Raw genomic sequence first — 15,395 nt, forward strand, 5'->3', positions numbered from 1 at the left:
CGGGACGGAACGCCGGAGCGGGTGCCCCCGTGTCCAGGGCGCCCCTCCGGCCTCTGCCTTTGCGGGCCATTGCGGAGAGTGTGGGATTTGAACCCACGGTGACATCGCTGCCACGACGGTTTTCAAGACCGCACGCTTCCACGACCGAATAGCCCTCTGACCTGTGGCGGCGACGACCAAGAGGTCTCCAGGCGTGACTGCCCGGCCGCGGGTTGGCCGCAGTACTCCTGGAGACCCTCGCTTCAGACAGCTGCCGGCTGTCCTCTCCCACACACGATTTCGAACTGTCCGCCACCCCGGTCGGCGGCGTTCGCAGATGGTTCGCGTCACGGCTCAAACGGGGCGCGCACTACGGAGGCGAATGGTGGCGACCGTTGGCGCACTGGACAAAGACCAGGACAACGAGCGGTGCAGGACGGAGCGGGGGAGACAGGCACAGGCTCGGCAGCCGAGAGAGCCCCGCCCTGTTGTGCTGGGTTCTGCGCTAGTGCGGCCAGGCACAGGGCTCTGGCGTGGCACTGCAGTACTTGAGGCACCACCGACGTGCGCGGCTGTTGGCGTACTGGACCAACGGATCCCTGCTGGTGGACGCGATTGGGACGCGTGCGATGATGCGCGCCTCTCACGTTCGAAAGGAACCCCGGCGCTATGCCATCGCGCAAGTGTCATCAGCTCGCCATCGCGGCCGTCACCGGAGCACTGCTGCTGCCGCAGGCCGTCGCCCTGGCGCCCGCCACAGCCGCAGCGGCGACTGTGACGAACGTGGCGACATCTCTGCCCGCCCGGCCGAGCTCCGTGCCGTCGGCGGACCAGATATCCGGTTCCGGGCAGGTGGTGGTCTGGAGCCAGCAGACCTCTGCCGACGCCCGGCCCCACGGTTGGCTCGCGACGCGGGGAGGCACCCCCCAGGATCTCGGGCCGCTCGCCGACACCGCCGACACCGTGCAGGTCGCCCCGGTGTCCGTGCAGAACGGCGTGGTGGCTGTCGCCACCTCGACAAACCCCAATGGCGCCCTGGCCGACCACGTCACGCTCCGCCATCTGGACTCCGGAGCCGAAAGCACGCTCTCCGTCGACTACGACCGGTTCGGGGAAGGCACCGAGCACTACCGCGGGCAGGCCGGTGACGGCATTCTCGTCGAGCAGAACTACCTGCAGGACTCGGCCTATCGCGCACGCCTGCTGCTGCGTACCCCTGGCAACGAGGACCGGACGCTGCTCTCCGACGACTCGCAGTACGAGGTCCTCGCCTCGGATGCGAACGGCGCCCTGGTGCTGAGGAAGAACGCCAGCTGGCAGTACGTCGTGGTGTATGTCGACTTCGCATCCTCCGCCGTGGTCACCGTCGACCAGCCCGCGTCCCAGGTGCTGCCGCAGGGCCTGGAGTTCACCCCCAGCCGGGTGGGGTTCGTCGACGGCGCTGTCCTGACGGAGTGGCAGCGGTCAGCGCCGGACGACGGCCCGTCCACCGTCACCCTGCCGGTCGACGGAGTCCGCTGGATCAGCGACGACACCCTCGCCTGGTACAGCTGGAGCCCGACGGACGGCGGCAACGAACTGTTCGCCATGTCCCGGGACGGCTCCACGCCGGCCGCAGATCTCGGCGGGACCTTCACCTCCATCTCGGTGGGCGACGACGGCCGGATGCGGGTGTCGCTCTATCGGCCGGACACCGACGCCCGGATCCAGACTCTCGTCGCCGGACGGGTGTCCACGGCCGCGGGCGATGCCACCACGATCCCTGCCGGTCCGGCCCGGCTGGATGCCATGGCGCTCTCCGGCGGCACCCTCTACACCAGCGACGACTCCTCCCGACGGGACGGCGTGCTGCTCGCCAGCGACCTCTCGGTGGGTGCGGCCGGCGCCTCGGCGGGCAGCCCGTCGCGGGTGCTGGCCTACTCCTCCGGGCTCGTGCACTCCACGCTGGCCGCCGCAGGCGGCCGGGTCCTGACCGATCAGGACAGTGGCTACGAGGTCTACCAGGACGGCAAGCGGGTCGGTGTCGCCCTCCCGCACACCGCAGACGCCCGGGTGGTGGCCTTCGACGGCCAGTACGTTCTGTCCAGCGACCCGGCCTCCAGCGCCGGACCTCTGCTGCAGACCGTCAGCAGCGGTGCGAGCAGGCATGTGCCGGGCGGCTCCGCCCTTGACGGAGGCGCCCTCTACACCTCCGCCTCCACCGCCAATGGCTCCGGGTGGTCCATCCGGCGCACCGACCTGGCCACCGGCACGGTGAGCACTGTCGCCACGGTTAACTGTCAACCCGGTGACCTGCAGGTACGGGGCTCCTGGATCCTGGCGACGCCCTGCGGGGCTCCCTTCACCAGCAGTCTCCTGCTCAAGGCCGGAAGTACGTTCCGCATGAGCGTGGACGCATCGGTGCAGGACCCGATCCTGGGCACGAACGTCTTGTACACCTTCGGCAGGACCGACAGTGTCATCCAGCCCACGCTGAGCGCGCAGGTCCTGGGAGTGGCGGGAGCCACGGCCCGTCCCCTGTTCGTCCTGCCGGACCGACCCACCAGTGTCTCCGCCGACCGGTGGGCGGTGGACCGCGATGCGCCGTGGGCTGCCTGGATGAGCACCGACGGGGTCACCCACGTGGTGTGGGCAGGCGCGCCGACCCGCAGCAGTACTTCCGCCCCGACCGGCTTCAGCCCCAATGGCGACGGCTCGGCCGACACCTGGAACCCGGCATGGTGGTACAACCGGCCGGTCACGTGGACGCTCACCCTGAAAGCCGGCACCACGCTGGTGCGTTCCCTGAGCGGGACGGCGTCGGACGGTCTGGTGAAGCCGGTCTGGACCGGCACCACCGACTCGGGCGCCAAGGCGGCCGAGGGCTCTTACACCTGGACGCTGACGGCCAAGGACACGGTGACCAGCGTTCCGGCTACCGCGGTCACCGGCAGCGTGGTGCTGCGCCGGAAGGTTCCCACCGCGTCGGTCAAGGCGCCGACCGTGGCCGCTACCGCTTCGACGACCGCGCAGGTTCCGGTCACCTGGTCGGCGACGACTCCTGGTGTGAAGTCCTACGACGTCGCCTGGAAGGTCGCCACCCGCAGCACCACGGGGGTGTGGAAGCTGGGGCCGCTGCAGACCTGGCGCACCGGCACGACCACGACGTCGGCGGTCTTCGGCAAGTCCGGCAGCCCGGTCAAGCCGGTAGCCGGTCTGACCTACCGCTTCTACGTCCGCGCCCACGACGACGCCGGTCAGACCGGCCCGTGGAGCCCGGCGGCACTTAGTGGCATCCCGGTCGACGACCGCTCGTCGGCACTGCTCTACAAGGGCACATGGAAGTCGGTCACGGCAGCCTCTGCCTGGGCTGGAACCGAGCGCACCTCCGCGACCACGGGCGCCTACGTCTCCTTCTCGGCCGACGGCACCCAGCTGCGTATCGTGGCGACCCGGAAGGCCGACGGCGGCCGCTTCGCGGTCGTCGTGGACGGCACGACCGTGGGCACGGTGAACACCTACGCAGCCAAGACCGCCTACCGACAGGTCGTCTTCACCTGCACGCTCGGTTCCACGATCAAGACGCACAAGGTCCAGCTGCGCGTCCTTCCCGGCAGCGCCTCCGGCCGGTCCACCGTACATCTCGACGCCGTCATGATCACCCGCTGAACCACCCGGCGCCCGGCTGCGGGAGACCCTGACAGTCCGCCTTCCCACAGCTGGGCCCGCCAGGATCCGGCGGGACAGGCCCAGGGTTCTGTGACCTGCTCTGCGGGTCGGCCGCCGTCAGACTGCGGTCAACCGGGCACGGAAAAGCCCCGTGCGAGCTCACTCGCCCGGGGCTTTGTGCTGGTCAGCACTGGTGGCCAGGGCCGGGGCCGAACCGGCGACCTCGTTGGCGTACCCCGCGGGCCAGCTCCCAGCACGCTTTCCAACTGTCCGCGTGCGTCGCGTTCCGGGACGTGCGGCTCCAGTCTGGCCCTCAGCAGCAATCCGACGGCTCAACGGACCCTAGCTGATCAATTCCAAGGGGTCTGCGGTTAGTGGTCGTAGGCGGTCAGTGAGCGAAGGACGCGCTGGCCGGTGTGGTCGTTGTGCCAGATCGCGGCGGTCAGGGCGAGGATGCGCTCCGTGACACGGGCGATCACGCCACCCGGTGCGGCCAACTGGTGCTCGAAGTCGCGGCCGAAGTATTGGCTTGGATGACTACTGCATAGGTAGGGCCGGGGACACAGCATATTTGTGACAGGTGCCGGCGACGACCGCCTCACAGCGGCACCAGCGGCTCGCGCGTGAGATCCTGGAACTGCGGTGATGCGATGTGTCACACACGGTGGTCATACCCGGTCTACTTCGTGAGGGGTGACCTGCATACGCCCCCCTCAATGCATCGTTGCATCAAGCATACGTAGGGAATGGTGTATATGTCGTACCCGAAGCAGGTGTATTTCGGAGATGGCGGCGAGATCAGCGCGAATTTCCGGCCGGAGAGCACCGGACCCAATCTCGGCGAGGCCGGCAAGGACGCCATTCATTATCTGGCGACCACGGCCACCACACGAGGCGAGTTCGGACTCTACCGAGTCGAGATGAGTCCGAAGGCAGGCGGCCCCAAGACGCATTTCCATCGGTCCATCTCGGAGTCGTTCTTCATCCTCGACGGAACCGTTCGCCTTTTCAACGGCGAGGAGTGGGTCGACGCGCAGAAGGGCGACTTCTTGCACGTGCCGCAGGGTGGACTTCACGCCTACCGCAACGACTCCGACGCGCCGGCTCAAATGCTGCTGCTCTTCGCACCGGGCGCACCGCGCGAGAAGTACTTCGAGGGACTGTCGCAGTTGGCCCATGCCACGGATGAGGAGCGAGCCAGGTTCCTCGACGAGCACGACTCGTACTTCGTGGAGTAGCCCGCCCCTCCGGGCGCCACACCGGCCCGGTCCCACCTGGCGGCTCCTCGTGAGACCGCCAGGTGCCATCGCACACTAGGAATGTGCTGGGGAGCTTCCGGGGGAAGCTTGCTTGAAGTTTCCGCTTGCGGCTTTACACAAGATGGTCAGAGCATGTGATTGCGCGCCCCGCACCCTCGGGAGCTCGTGTCGCCACATAAGCGTGTCTCCAATAACGCAGAAATATCCCTTGTCTGCCATATGGGAACGTTCTCGGTTGCGCAAGGTAGTAACACCCTCGAGCTCGCTGCAGGCATTACGCATGCGCCTTCGAGGGCTCTTCCCGGCGTAATCCTCCCCAGCTTTTGATTTTTTTCTTGTCGGATGGCTTCTGGGTCCCACCAGTACGTGCGCCAGTACGACACCGGCCAGCCGTCGCCCTCCGGGAACGTCACCTTCACCTGTACCGCCTGACGACCGTCCCGGTACCGGATCTTGTGCCAGACGTGGCCCTGGTGCCACTGGCCACCGACGCGGACCTCGACGCGCGGCTGCTGCCCCGGCTCGAAGCCCTCGCACTTCGGGATCTGGTCCGGAGGGACTTCGCGACGCCGGATGCGGACCGCGTCGCCGTCCAAGAGTTGCTGCGCTACCGGGCTCACCGCGGTGAAGGATGCGCGGCCTCGAAGACCTCCGGGTCCCACCAGAACCAGGCCCGCCGACGGCCATCCCGCAGCGCGGGCCACAGCGTCAGGTGAACCGCGACGCGGCCGTCGGCGTACTCACGGCGCTCGGCCACCGAGGCGCGGTGGCGGCGGCCGTCGATCTGGAGCGCCACACGCTGGCGGCGGTGGTCTGGCAAGGACTCGGTGAACGCCGGCGGCGGCTCCCGGGGCGTCATCTCCACCGCATCACGCCATTCGTTCACATGTTCGACTCTGAGGACATGGCCAGGCCGGGCCAAGCCCGCGCGGCACCAGCCACTCGATCGAGCTACTCCCCGGCATTGAGCTCCATCCGGCCCGCAGCTCGACGACGGCCTGAATGACGGGAGCAGTATCAGTCACAGGGCTGTCACAAGGCCGGCCCTTACTCGGTCATCAGACGCAAAAGGGGCACATCGTTCGAGCCCTGTGTCACCGACCCTCCCAGACTCCCGAGGACAGCACTCGATGACCACGACCAGCCTCGACACAGTGACACTCGGTAAGCAAGTTAACGCGTCTGATATATCCGACACGGCAATCGCGCTGTTCGACGAGCAGGGGACGGTCGCCGCATGGACACACATCGCCGAACGGCTCGTCGGATTCTCCGCCGGGCAGGTCGTGGGCCGGTCCGCCGCACTCGTGCTGCCATCCTTCGGCGAAGCGACGACGACATCAGCGTTCGTCGAGCAGTGCCGTGCCGAAAACGGCTGGTCGGGCGCGACGGCGGTGCGCCACCGGGACGGCCGTGTACTCGACGTCAACCTGCGGATCACGATGTTGCGAGGTCAGGACGGAACAGCGCGATGGCTCGCGTCCGTGACCGACACCGTCCCGCAGGCCGGGGACGGGATAGACGGATCGGTGCGGGGGCCCCTCCTCGCCCGCGCGCCGATCGGTGTCGGCATTCGTGACCGGCGGCTGCGGTGCACCTACGTGAACGACGTTGCCGAGAGCCACGACGGCCTTCCGCGTGCCCGACGGCTCGGACGTCGATTCACCGAGGTACTGCCCGGTGCCAATGCCGAAACAGTCGAGGCGGTGATGCGACAGGTCCTCCAAAACGGTGCGACCAAGGTCCACGAGTACCGGACGTGGCTGCCGACGAGCCAGGGCCCGGAGCACCAGTTCGCGGCTTCGTTCCAGTGTCTCCAGGGCGCCGACGGCGAATCGCTGGGGGTGTGCGTCATCAGCGCCGACGTCACCGCGAGCCGGCAGGCGCGTGAGCGCCTCGCCGTCCTCAGCCAGGCCAGTGCACGTCTCGGCAGCACCCTGGATGTGATGCAGGCCAGCCAGGAACTGGCCGACCTTGCCGTGCCTCTGCTCGCCGACTACGTCGCCGTGGACCTGGAGCAGTCGGTCCCGTTCGGCGAGGGGCCCCCGCTCCACATAGGCTCGATAGGCGGGCGCCTCCCCGCTTTCCGACGTGCCGGTCTGGCCTCGATCCACCCAGGAGTCCCAGAATCCCCATGGAAGCGCGGTGAGCCAGTCCTCAGGCCGCCCGCCTCACCCCTCACCGACATCCTGCACACCGGGAGGTCCCACCTGGAGCCGATCCTGGACAGGGCTGCGGGCACATGGATCGACCAGGACCCTTCACGGGCTCAGAAAATCCACGAGAACGGCATGCACTCCCTGATGGTCGTACCCATCCGCACGCAGCGCGCCGTGCTGGGCGTGGCGGTGTTCTTCCGCACCGAGGACCCGGTGCCGTTCCATGAGGCCGATCTCCTCCTGGCCGAAGAACTCGTCGACCGCGCCGCGCAGGCGTTGGACAACGCCCGCCAGTACGCTTGCAAAAACACCGCAGCCCTCGCGCTGCAACGCCATCTGCTGCCCCGCCATTTGACGGGCGGCACGGCGGTCGAGGTGGCCTCGCGCTACCTGCCCGCGGACGTGAACCACGGTGTCGGTGGCGACTGGTTCGATGTGATCCCGCTGTCCGGCGCGCGGGTGGCGCTCGTCGTCGGCGACGTGGTCGGGCACGGCCTCCACGCGGCCGCGACCATGGGCAGGCTCCGCACCGCGGTCCACACCCTCGCCGACATGGAGTTGCCCCCCGACGAACTGCTGACCCACCTCGACGACACGGTCCAGCGACTGGGCGAGGAAGACTGCGATCTCCCGGACCAGATCCCGGCGGTGACGGGCGCCACCTGCCTGTACGCGATCTACGACCCGGCCACCCGCCGGTGCACCATGGCAGCGGCCGGGCACCCACCGCCCGCGGTCGTCGACCCCCTGGGCCGGGTCACCTTCCCCGACCTGCCCAGCGGATCTCCCTTGGGCATCGGGCTGGGGGACCCCTTCGAGGCCGTGGAGATGGAACTGCCCGAGGGAAGCCTCCTGGCCCTGTACACCGACGGCCTGATCGAGACCCGCAGCCACGACATCGAAGAGGGAATGCACCGCCTGGGCGGCGCCCTCGCACAACCGGACCGCTCCCTGGAAGAACTCTGCGACACCGCAACACGAACCCTTCCGGACCACGCGCCGTGCGACGACATCACGCTTCTCCTCGTCCGCGCCCGCTCCCTCAGCCCGAGCCGGATAGCCTCCTGGACACTGCCCAGTGACCAGGCGGCCGTCTGCAGCGCCCGCAACCTTGCAGCCCGTCAACTGACGGAATGGGGCCTGGAAGGTCTTGAAGACGCCACGAAACTGATCGTCAGCGAACTCGTCACCAACGCCATCCGCCACGGCAGCGGACAGATCGGGCTGCGGCTCATCCGACACCAAGTCCTGACCTGCGAAGTGTCCGACACCGATTCCTGCATCCCGCGCCCGCGTCGCGCACGCACCACGGACGAGAACGGCCGCGGCCTCTTCCTCGTCACCAAGCTGTCCCGCAGGTGGGGCTCCCGCTCGATACCGGGCGGCAAGGTCGTCTGGGCCGAACAAGACCTCCCCCGCACATCCGGGCCCCGATCGGCTCGTACCTGAGGCGAACCCACCGACCTCGCGAAGCGGGCTTCGCGGGGGCGTCCGACACACCTCCGGCACACTCTGTGCCGCTGACACCCTCTGACAGACTCCGCCACAGGTCAGAGCGCTGCGAGAGGCGATCTACCAATTCACTCCGGGAAGTCTCTGTGCTCAGCGCCGAACAGTGCAGACGGGAAGCCGTACGAGGGACGCGGACTCAAGCACCGCTCCCGGCGTGCCAATCCCGCCCGTCCTGGTCGCACTGCTGCGCCGGCATATCGAGCAGTTCGGCACGGGCGACGATGGCCGAATGTTCCGCGCCGCCCGAGGTGGGCCCGTCCGGTCACAGGAATACGTATGGAAAGAGCCACGCACGCGCGCCCTCACACCAGCTCAGGTGGCGTCACCGCTCGCACTCATCCCGTACGGCCTGCGGCACGCGTGCGTGTCCTTCTGGCTGCGCTCCGGCGTCAGCCTTGCCGAGACGGCACGCCGGGCCGGACAGAGCATCGCCGTACTCCAGCGCTACGACGCGAAGGTGCTGGACGGCGAGGAAGAGCGCATGAACGAGCTGATCGACAAGGGGTTCGCAGAGCAGGACCGGGACGACCGTCCGACGCCGTGAATCCTGGCCGCGGGTTGGCCATACGCCCTGGTCGAAACCGGGATATGGCCGATCCACGGTGAGACAGGGTGAACGTCAGAAGAGGTGCCCCCGTGTCTAGGGCACCCCTTCTGACCATTGCCTTTGCTGCCATTGCGGAGAGTGTGGGATTTGAACCCACGGTGACATCGCTGCCACGACGGTTTTCAAGACCGTTCCCTTAGGCCGCTCGGGCAACTCTCCCCGCGCCGCCGTTCCGGGTTGCCGGGCCGGGGCGGCGCGGGGACAGCCTAACGGGTCGGCTCAGCTGCTGCTGTCGCCCTTGCGTTCGCCGAGCGTGAGGGTGGCGGTGTGGGTCTGGCCGTCACGGATGTACGTGAGGGTGACCTTCTCGCCCGGCTCGTGCTGCCAGATCTCGCCGATGAGGGTGGGGCTGGAGTCGACCACGGTGTCGTCGAACTTGGTGATGACGTCGCCGGAGCGCAGGCCCGCCGCGTCGGCGGGGCCGCCGGAGGTGACCGCGTCGGCCCCGGTGGCGATCTTGGCGCCCTCGCCGCTGTAGCTGGAGTCGACGTGGACGCCGATGACGGCGTAGATGGGCTGGCCGGTCTTGATCAGGCCCTCGGCGACCCGGCGGGCCTGGTCGATGGGGATGGCGAAGCCCAGGCCGACGCTGCCCGACTGGGAGGTGCCGTCGTTGCCGCCGGTGGACTGGATGGCCGAGTTGATGCCGATGACGGCTCCCTCGGAGTTGAGCAGGGGGCCTCCGGAGTTGCCGGGGTTGATCGAGGCATCGGTCTGTATGGCGCTCATGTAGGAGGCGTTGGAGCCCGCGCCGTCGCTGGAGGCGATGGGACGGTGCAGCGCGCTGACGATGCCGGTGGTGACGGTTCCGGAAAGACCGAAGGGGGCGCCGATGGCGATGGTGGAGTCGCCGACGGCGACCTTGTCGGAGTCGCCCAGCGCGAGCGGGGTGAGCTTGTCGGGGGTGACCCCCTTGAGCTTGATGACGGCGACGTCATAGCCCTGGGCGCGACCGACGACCTCGGCCTCGTACTTCTTGCCGTCGGAGAACGTCGCGGTGAGCTTGCCGCCGTCGGCGGCGGGGGCGACGACGTGGTTGTTGGTGAGGATGTGGCCTTCCTTGTCGTAGACGAAGCCGGTGCCGGTGCCGCTCTCCTGGCGGCCGGAGGCCTCGATCGTGACGACGCTGGGGAGGGCCTGCTTGGCGATGCCCGCGACCGAGTCGGCGGCGCGGCTGAGGTCCTTGGGGTTGCCGGCCGAGGAGACGGTGGTGGAGGCGGCGCTGTCGTTGCGGTCGGCGGCCCAGAAGCCGACGCCGCCGCCGATGCCGCCCGCGACGAGCGCGGCGACCAGGACGGCGGCGACCAGGCCGCCGTTGCCGCGCTTCTTGGGCGCGGGGGCGGCGGGCACGGGGGTCCCCCAGACGGGGCCGACGGGGCCGGAGGGACCCATGGGGCCCGAGGGCCCCGCGGGACCGCCGTACGGCTGGGTGGGCGGCGCCGCGACCGGCGGCAGGGGCGCGGTCTGCGGGTCGGCCTGAGGCGCCGCGGGGCCGGCCGGATGGACCGGGGTGGCCTGGGGCACGGCGGCCTGGGGCGCGGTGGGCGCGTCGGCCGGAGGCGCCGCGGGGGTGGCCTGAGGAGCGGGCTGGGGCGCGGCGGGAGGACCGGCCGGCGGCGCGGCCGCGGCGGGCGTGGGAGACACGGGCGCCGGAGGCGCCGCCGGAGCCGCCTGGGCCGGGGAAGCGGCCGGCGGCGCAGCCGGAGGCGCGGGAGGCGCAGCGGGAGCGGTGGGCTCAGCGGCTGCGGGCGGCTGCGTCGGCAGCGCCGCCGGAACCGGGCCGACCTCGTTCTCGGTGCTCACGGCTGTTCTCCTCGGATTATGCGTTGTGTGCCGTGCGTACGGCTACGGCTACGGTACGTACGACGACCGACAGGATGGACACAGCTTTTCCCACCGGGTGTCAGACCGCCGTAAGCAGCGGCCGTTCCCGGTCCGGCGGATGGCACCATAGCCCGGTGACTGATCTCCGCGCGATCCAGGTCGTGGCGCACCGGGGAGCGTCGGAGGACGCCCCGGAGCACACGCTCGCCGCTTACCGCAAGGCGATCGAGGACGGCGCGGACGCCCTGGAGTGCGACGTACGCCTCACCGCCGACGGCACCCTGGTCTGCGTCCACGACCGCCGGGTGAACCGCACCTCCAACGGGCGGGGCGCGGTCTCCGCGCTGGAGCTGGCCGATCTGCGCACCCTGGACTTCGGCAGCTGGAAGGCGCAGGGCGGCGGAGCGCGGGCCGGCGGCACCCGGCGCCGCGCCTCCCCGTCCAAGGAGATCCGTTCCCTCCTCGAAGCCGATGCCGAGGCCCCCGACCGCTTCGACGCCGACCCCGACGAGCTCAGCCGTGTGCTGACCCTGGAGCGGCTGCTGGAACTGGTCGCGGACACCGGCCGCCGGGTGGAGTTGGCGATCGAGACCAAGCACCCCACGCGCTGGGCGGGCCAGGTCGAGGAGCGGCTGGTGGAACTGCTGGACCGGTTCGGGATGCTGTGGCCCGAGCCGGGCGAGCCGTCCCGGGTCCGCGTGATGAGCTTCTCCCCGCGTTCGCTGCGCCGGATCCGGCTGGCCTCCCGCGATCTGCCGACCGTCCTCCTGATGCAGTACGTGCTGCCCCGGCACCGCGACGGCCGGCTGCCGGCCGGGGTGGGGATCGCCGGGCCGAGCATCCGCATCCTGCGCTCCCACCCGGACTACGTGGAGCGGCTGCACCGCGCGGGGCGCCGGGTGCACGTGTGGACGGTCAACGAACCCGAGGACGTCGAACTCTGCGCGCGGCTCGGCGTCGACGCGGTCATCACCGACCGCCCCAAGCAGGTGCTGGCCCAACTCGGGCGCGGCTGAAGGGAAAACGGACGATCCCGTTCCCCGGGCGGTGTGCACCGGCGCGTTCGGAACCTGTCCGATCGTTGTGTGTGCCCCAAGAGATCGCAGTTGGCCGGTTTCCGGCGCAGAAGGACAGGGCATCCATCCCGTGGCGTGGGGTGAAGGAGGTCTCGGGGGTGGCGTTGGTGGTGGCCCAGGAGGTGCCGACGTCCTCGACCATGGCCCTGCCTCATGGTCCGGGGGGCGTGGCCGAGGCACGGCGCAGGCTGCGCAAGGAACTGTGTGCGTACGGGGTCGCGGAACCGGTGGTCGACGACGCCGTGCTCATCCTCTCCGAGTTGCTGAGCAACTCCTGCCGGCACGCCCGGCCGCTGGGCGAGGACGCGCCGTCCTCCAACGAGAGCGGCATCAGGGCCGCCTGGCGGATCGACGAGGACGGGCTGCTGACGGTGGAGGTCACCGACGGCGGCGGGCCGACCCGCCCACTTCCGGCCAGTCCCTCACTCACCGCCCGCGGCGGCCGCGGGCTCGGCATCGTACGGAACCTGTCGCTGCGCTGGGGTGTGCGCGACGCCCCCGGCGAGGTCACCGTGTGGGCGATGCTGGCGGTGCGCAGCCGTCACGCGCGGCGTGACGACCTCGCGCCCCAACTCGACATCCCGATCGACTTCGCGGACCCCTTCGACGACCTCCCGTAGGCCCCGCGGCGCAGTTGCCCGGCCTCCCCGGGCGCGACCTCCCCTGACCGCGGACGGCGTGGCGCTAGGCTCACGGCCGGAACACCGCCGTTACCGGGAGAGATCGAGCCATGGCGAAGAAGCGCCCGACGAAGACGAAGGCCCCCGCCCGCCCGCAGATCGCCGACGGGGAGATCCCTGTCGTCGGGGCCCGGGAGCCCTGCCCGTGCGGCTCGGGGCGGCGCTACAAGGCGTGCCACGGCCGTGAGGCGGCGCACGCGGTGACCGAGCTGGTGCGGCGGCCGTTCGAGGGGCTCCCCAACGAGTGCGACTGGGTGGCGCTGCGCGAGCTGGTCCCCGCCGCCACGGCCCGGTTGACGCTGAGGGACCCGCTGCCGGAGGGCGTGCCGTCGGTCACGCTGGCGACCGTGCTGCCGATGGCCTGGCCGGGACTGCGCCGTGACACCGGCGCCGTGCTGCTCGGGCTGCAGAACGACACCGCCTCCGGGGACATCAGCCGGGATCTCGCCGACACCCTGCTGCGCGCGCTCGATGCGGAGCCGGGCAACCCGGTGGCCGGGGGGCGTCCGGCCCCCGAGGGCCCGCGGCTGCAGGACCTGCTGGACCTGGACGCCGCGTTCGAGCCGGTGGTGCACACCGGGTTCGAATTCTGGCTGGAGAACGCGGAGTCGGCCACCGGCGAGGTCGCCGCCTCGCTGGAGCGGGCGAACGCGGCCGTGATCCCGACGGTCCGGCTGACCGGGGTGGACGCGGCGTACTGGTGCGAGACCCCGGAGAAGAACCACCTGCGCTGGGTGATGCCGCACCCGGAGGAGCAGTTGCTGGACGCGCTCGCCCGGCTGCACGCCGCGGGCGCCTCGTCGCTGGGCGAGGGCACCCGGCTGGTCGGCTCGTTCCGGGCGCACGGGCTGGTCGTCCCGGTGTGGGACCTGCCGGCGGGCGTGTCTGCGGACGAGGTCGAGAAGCCGGCGGCGGCCTTCGGCGAGCGGCTGGCCGAGGCGCTGGAGCGGACGACGCCGCTGACGGCGGACGAGCGCCGGGCGCGCAGCGGCTTCACCAACCGGCAGATCACCCTCAGCTGACCGGTCTTCTGCGCCGGTAGCCGCAGTTCAGGCCATGATCGCCGGTTGGTGATCCTGGTCACAGCCACCCCCGGCCGGAGGTGGAACCAGGGCCGGAACCCGTGCCCCGGATTTGCGTACGGGCGAAGTCTTGTTACCGTTTGAACAGTCCGGTCGCTGGTGCATCCCCCGTCGCCAGCGACCGGACGTTTCAATGCGCGGACCCGCTGCGCAGCAGCGGGCGCTCCCCGCCCTTCTCGGCGATCTCCGCCACCGCCATGTACGGCTCCGCCGCTCCCGCGACCGTCGGTTCGCGCGGCGTCTCGCAGCTCCCGCTCCGCCCCTTCGCGGCGATGACGCACCGCGCCTGCACGGTCCGTCCGTCGGGCCGCATGAGGGTCAGCACACCGTCCAGGGGCCGGCCCGTGGTGTTGTCGTAGTAGGTGCGCGCCCAGGTGTCGCCGTCCTCGCCGATGGTGCAGGTCTGCGCCCGCAGGCCTTCGGGGGAGGTCAGTTGGGGACCGCAGGATGCGGTCTGGCGTTCGGATTCGGCCAGCTTCGGCAGGGTGTCGAACACACTGGAATCGCTTGACAAAAGCTCGTCTTCGGTGACCGCCGCGGTCACGTCCACGGGCACGGCGGGCACGGAGGGCACGAGGGGCCCCGCGGTGGCGCCGGTCAGGGGCAGCAGCGCGGCGACCGTCACGACCGTGGCGAGGGCGGTCATCCGCAGGTTCGGCGCACGCATCATGCGCAGAACATAGCGGGAGAAACGGACATGGAACGGGGGCCGTTGCCCGTTCGCCGGACAGCGGCCCCCGCTCCAACCCGAACGAGTGACGGCCGCCGGGGACCGGCAGCCGTCACATGCGTCGGCGCTCCGGCAAGGGAGCCGGTGTCAGTACGAGAGCCGGCTGCCGTCCGGGGCCGTACGCCCCGCCTGCACGAGGGTGTCGACGATCACCCGGACGCTGGGCAGCCACGGCGACGAGTCGCCCTCGTCCACCACCGGCGGACGGACCCAGCGCGCCCCCGCGGTGCCGCCGGGCCCCACCGGTGACGGCGGCAGGACGAGATAGCCGCCCTGGCCGTGAAAGCGCAGCGAGGTCGGCACCCATTCGTGACGGTCGAGCAACTCGCCCAGTTCCTCCAGGGAGTAGGGCCGCACCAGCACCGCGAAGCGCGTGGGGGTGGCCACGACCGGGCCGGTGCGCACCCCCTGCCTGCCGAAGACGCCCAGCGCCCGCGCCCCGGCGACGGACGGCAGGCTCACCGCCGATACCCGGTCGCCCGTGGCGAGCACGAGCGGCTGGTCCGGCCGCTGCGTCCACCACCAGCGGACCATCCGTGGATCGCGGGTCGCCGCGAGGAGGCCCGGATCATGCGGATGGGCGCCCGGCACCGGGCAGTCGGGGCGCAGACAGGCGCATCCGCCGCGTGCGTCCGTACCGGCTCCGGGGACCACGGGCCACTGCCACCGCTCGGCGCAGGTGAGCGCCGCACGCAGCAGCTCCGGACTGCTCTTGCGTCGCTTTCCGAGGATCTCGCGCATCTGCGCTCGTTCCTTTCCGTTAGCGCTCAGGGATCTGCCCATGACACAACGTAATCTGGAACACACCGCTTACGAGGCAGCGCATCACGTCTCGAGCC

11 protein-coding genes, 2 tRNA genes and 1 pseudogene are annotated in these 15,395 nt (G+C 70.3%); 7 read left to right on the forward strand and 7 right to left on the reverse strand.

What is annotated here, in order from left to right; genetic code table 11:
• Positions 1 to 75: 75 nt before the first annotated feature.
• Positions 76 to 154, reverse strand: a tRNA-Ser gene (locus ACWDAS_RS11280).
• A 494-nt stretch (positions 155 to 648) separates the two neighbouring features.
• Here ACWDAS_RS11280 and ACWDAS_RS11285 point away from each other — a divergent pair.
• A complete protein-coding gene (locus ACWDAS_RS11285; protein ID WP_450388623.1) occupies positions 649 to 3,627 on the forward strand; it encodes a hypothetical protein in 2,979 nt (992 codons plus the stop codon).
• 371 nt (positions 3,628 to 3,998) lie between these two features.
• Here the strand turns inward: ACWDAS_RS11285 and ACWDAS_RS11290 are convergent.
• Positions 3,999 to 4,121, reverse strand: a pseudogene (locus tag ACWDAS_RS11290) (IS982 family transposase); the annotation flags it as partial.
• 261 nt (positions 4,122 to 4,382) lie between these two features.
• Here ACWDAS_RS11290 and ACWDAS_RS11295 point away from each other — a divergent pair.
• Entirely contained in the window at positions 4,383 to 4,865 is a 483-nt protein-coding gene (locus ACWDAS_RS11295) for a cupin domain-containing protein (protein WP_450388624.1), read from the forward strand.
• Positions 4,866 to 5,502: 637 nt separating this feature from the next.
• On the opposite strand, the gene ACWDAS_RS11300 is transcribed toward ACWDAS_RS11295, so the two are convergent.
• Positions 5,503 to 5,772, reverse strand: coding sequence for a hypothetical protein (locus ACWDAS_RS11300; RefSeq protein WP_450388625.1), 270 nt, complete (start codon positions 5,770 to 5,772; stop codon positions 5,503 to 5,505).
• 244 nt (positions 5,773 to 6,016) lie between these two features.
• Between ACWDAS_RS11300 and ACWDAS_RS11305 the strand changes: the two genes are divergently transcribed.
• Both ACWDAS_RS11305 and ACWDAS_RS11310 read left to right on the forward strand, forming a co-directional pair.
• Entirely contained in the window at positions 6,017 to 8,494 is a 2,478-nt protein-coding gene (locus tag ACWDAS_RS11305; protein WP_450388626.1) for a SpoIIE family protein phosphatase, read from the forward strand.
• Between the two features lie 379 nt (positions 8,495 to 8,873).
• A complete protein-coding gene (locus tag ACWDAS_RS11310) occupies positions 8,874 to 9,101 on the forward strand; it encodes a hypothetical protein (RefSeq protein ID WP_450388627.1) in 228 nt (75 codons plus the stop codon).
• 135 nt (positions 9,102 to 9,236) lie between these two features.
• On the opposite strand, the gene ACWDAS_RS11315 is transcribed toward ACWDAS_RS11310, so the two are convergent.
• Together ACWDAS_RS11315 and ACWDAS_RS11320 are read right to left on the reverse strand one after the other, a co-directional pair.
• Positions 9,237 to 9,323: transfer RNA gene (locus ACWDAS_RS11315), tRNA-Ser, on the reverse strand.
• Between the two features lie 60 nt (positions 9,324 to 9,383).
• Positions 9,384 to 10,967 carry a S1C family serine protease gene (locus ACWDAS_RS11320; protein WP_450388628.1) on the reverse strand — a complete coding sequence of 528 codons (1,584 nt, stop codon included), beginning with the start codon at positions 10,965 to 10,967 and terminating at the stop codon, positions 9,384 to 9,386.
• 155 nt (positions 10,968 to 11,122) lie between these two features.
• On the opposite strand from ACWDAS_RS11320, the gene ACWDAS_RS11325 reads away from it, so the two are divergent.
• The 3 genes from ACWDAS_RS11325 (at position 11,123) to ACWDAS_RS11335 (ending at position 13,766) form a co-directional block, all read left to right on the forward strand.
• Positions 11,123 to 12,004 carry a glycerophosphodiester phosphodiesterase gene (locus ACWDAS_RS11325; RefSeq protein ID WP_450388629.1) on the forward strand — a complete coding sequence of 294 codons (882 nt, stop codon included), beginning with the start codon at positions 11,123 to 11,125 and terminating at the stop codon, positions 12,002 to 12,004.
• 158 nt (positions 12,005 to 12,162) lie between these two features.
• Positions 12,163 to 12,684 (forward strand): ATP-binding protein, encoded by a 522-nt coding sequence (locus ACWDAS_RS11330; protein WP_450388630.1) that lies wholly within the window; start codon positions 12,163 to 12,165, stop codon positions 12,682 to 12,684.
• A gap of 110 nt (positions 12,685 to 12,794) precedes the next feature.
• Positions 12,795 to 13,766, forward strand: coding sequence for a DUF5926 family protein (locus tag ACWDAS_RS11335; protein ID WP_450388632.1), 972 nt, complete (start codon positions 12,795 to 12,797; stop codon positions 13,764 to 13,766).
• 190 nt (positions 13,767 to 13,956) lie between these two features.
• Here the strand turns inward: ACWDAS_RS11335 and ACWDAS_RS11340 are convergent, their stop codons facing one another.
• Complete coding sequence (locus tag ACWDAS_RS11340; RefSeq protein ID WP_450388634.1) at positions 13,957 to 14,496, reverse strand: hypothetical protein; 540 nt, start codon at positions 14,494 to 14,496, stop codon at positions 13,957 to 13,959.
• Positions 14,497 to 14,643: 147 nt separating this feature from the next.
• A complete protein-coding gene (locus ACWDAS_RS11345) occupies positions 14,644 to 15,297 on the reverse strand; it encodes a bifunctional DNA primase/polymerase (protein ID WP_450388635.1) in 654 nt (217 codons plus the stop codon).
• Positions 15,298 to 15,395: the final 98 nt, after the last annotated feature.

This window comes from Streptomyces sp. NPDC001070, assembly GCF_053598835.1.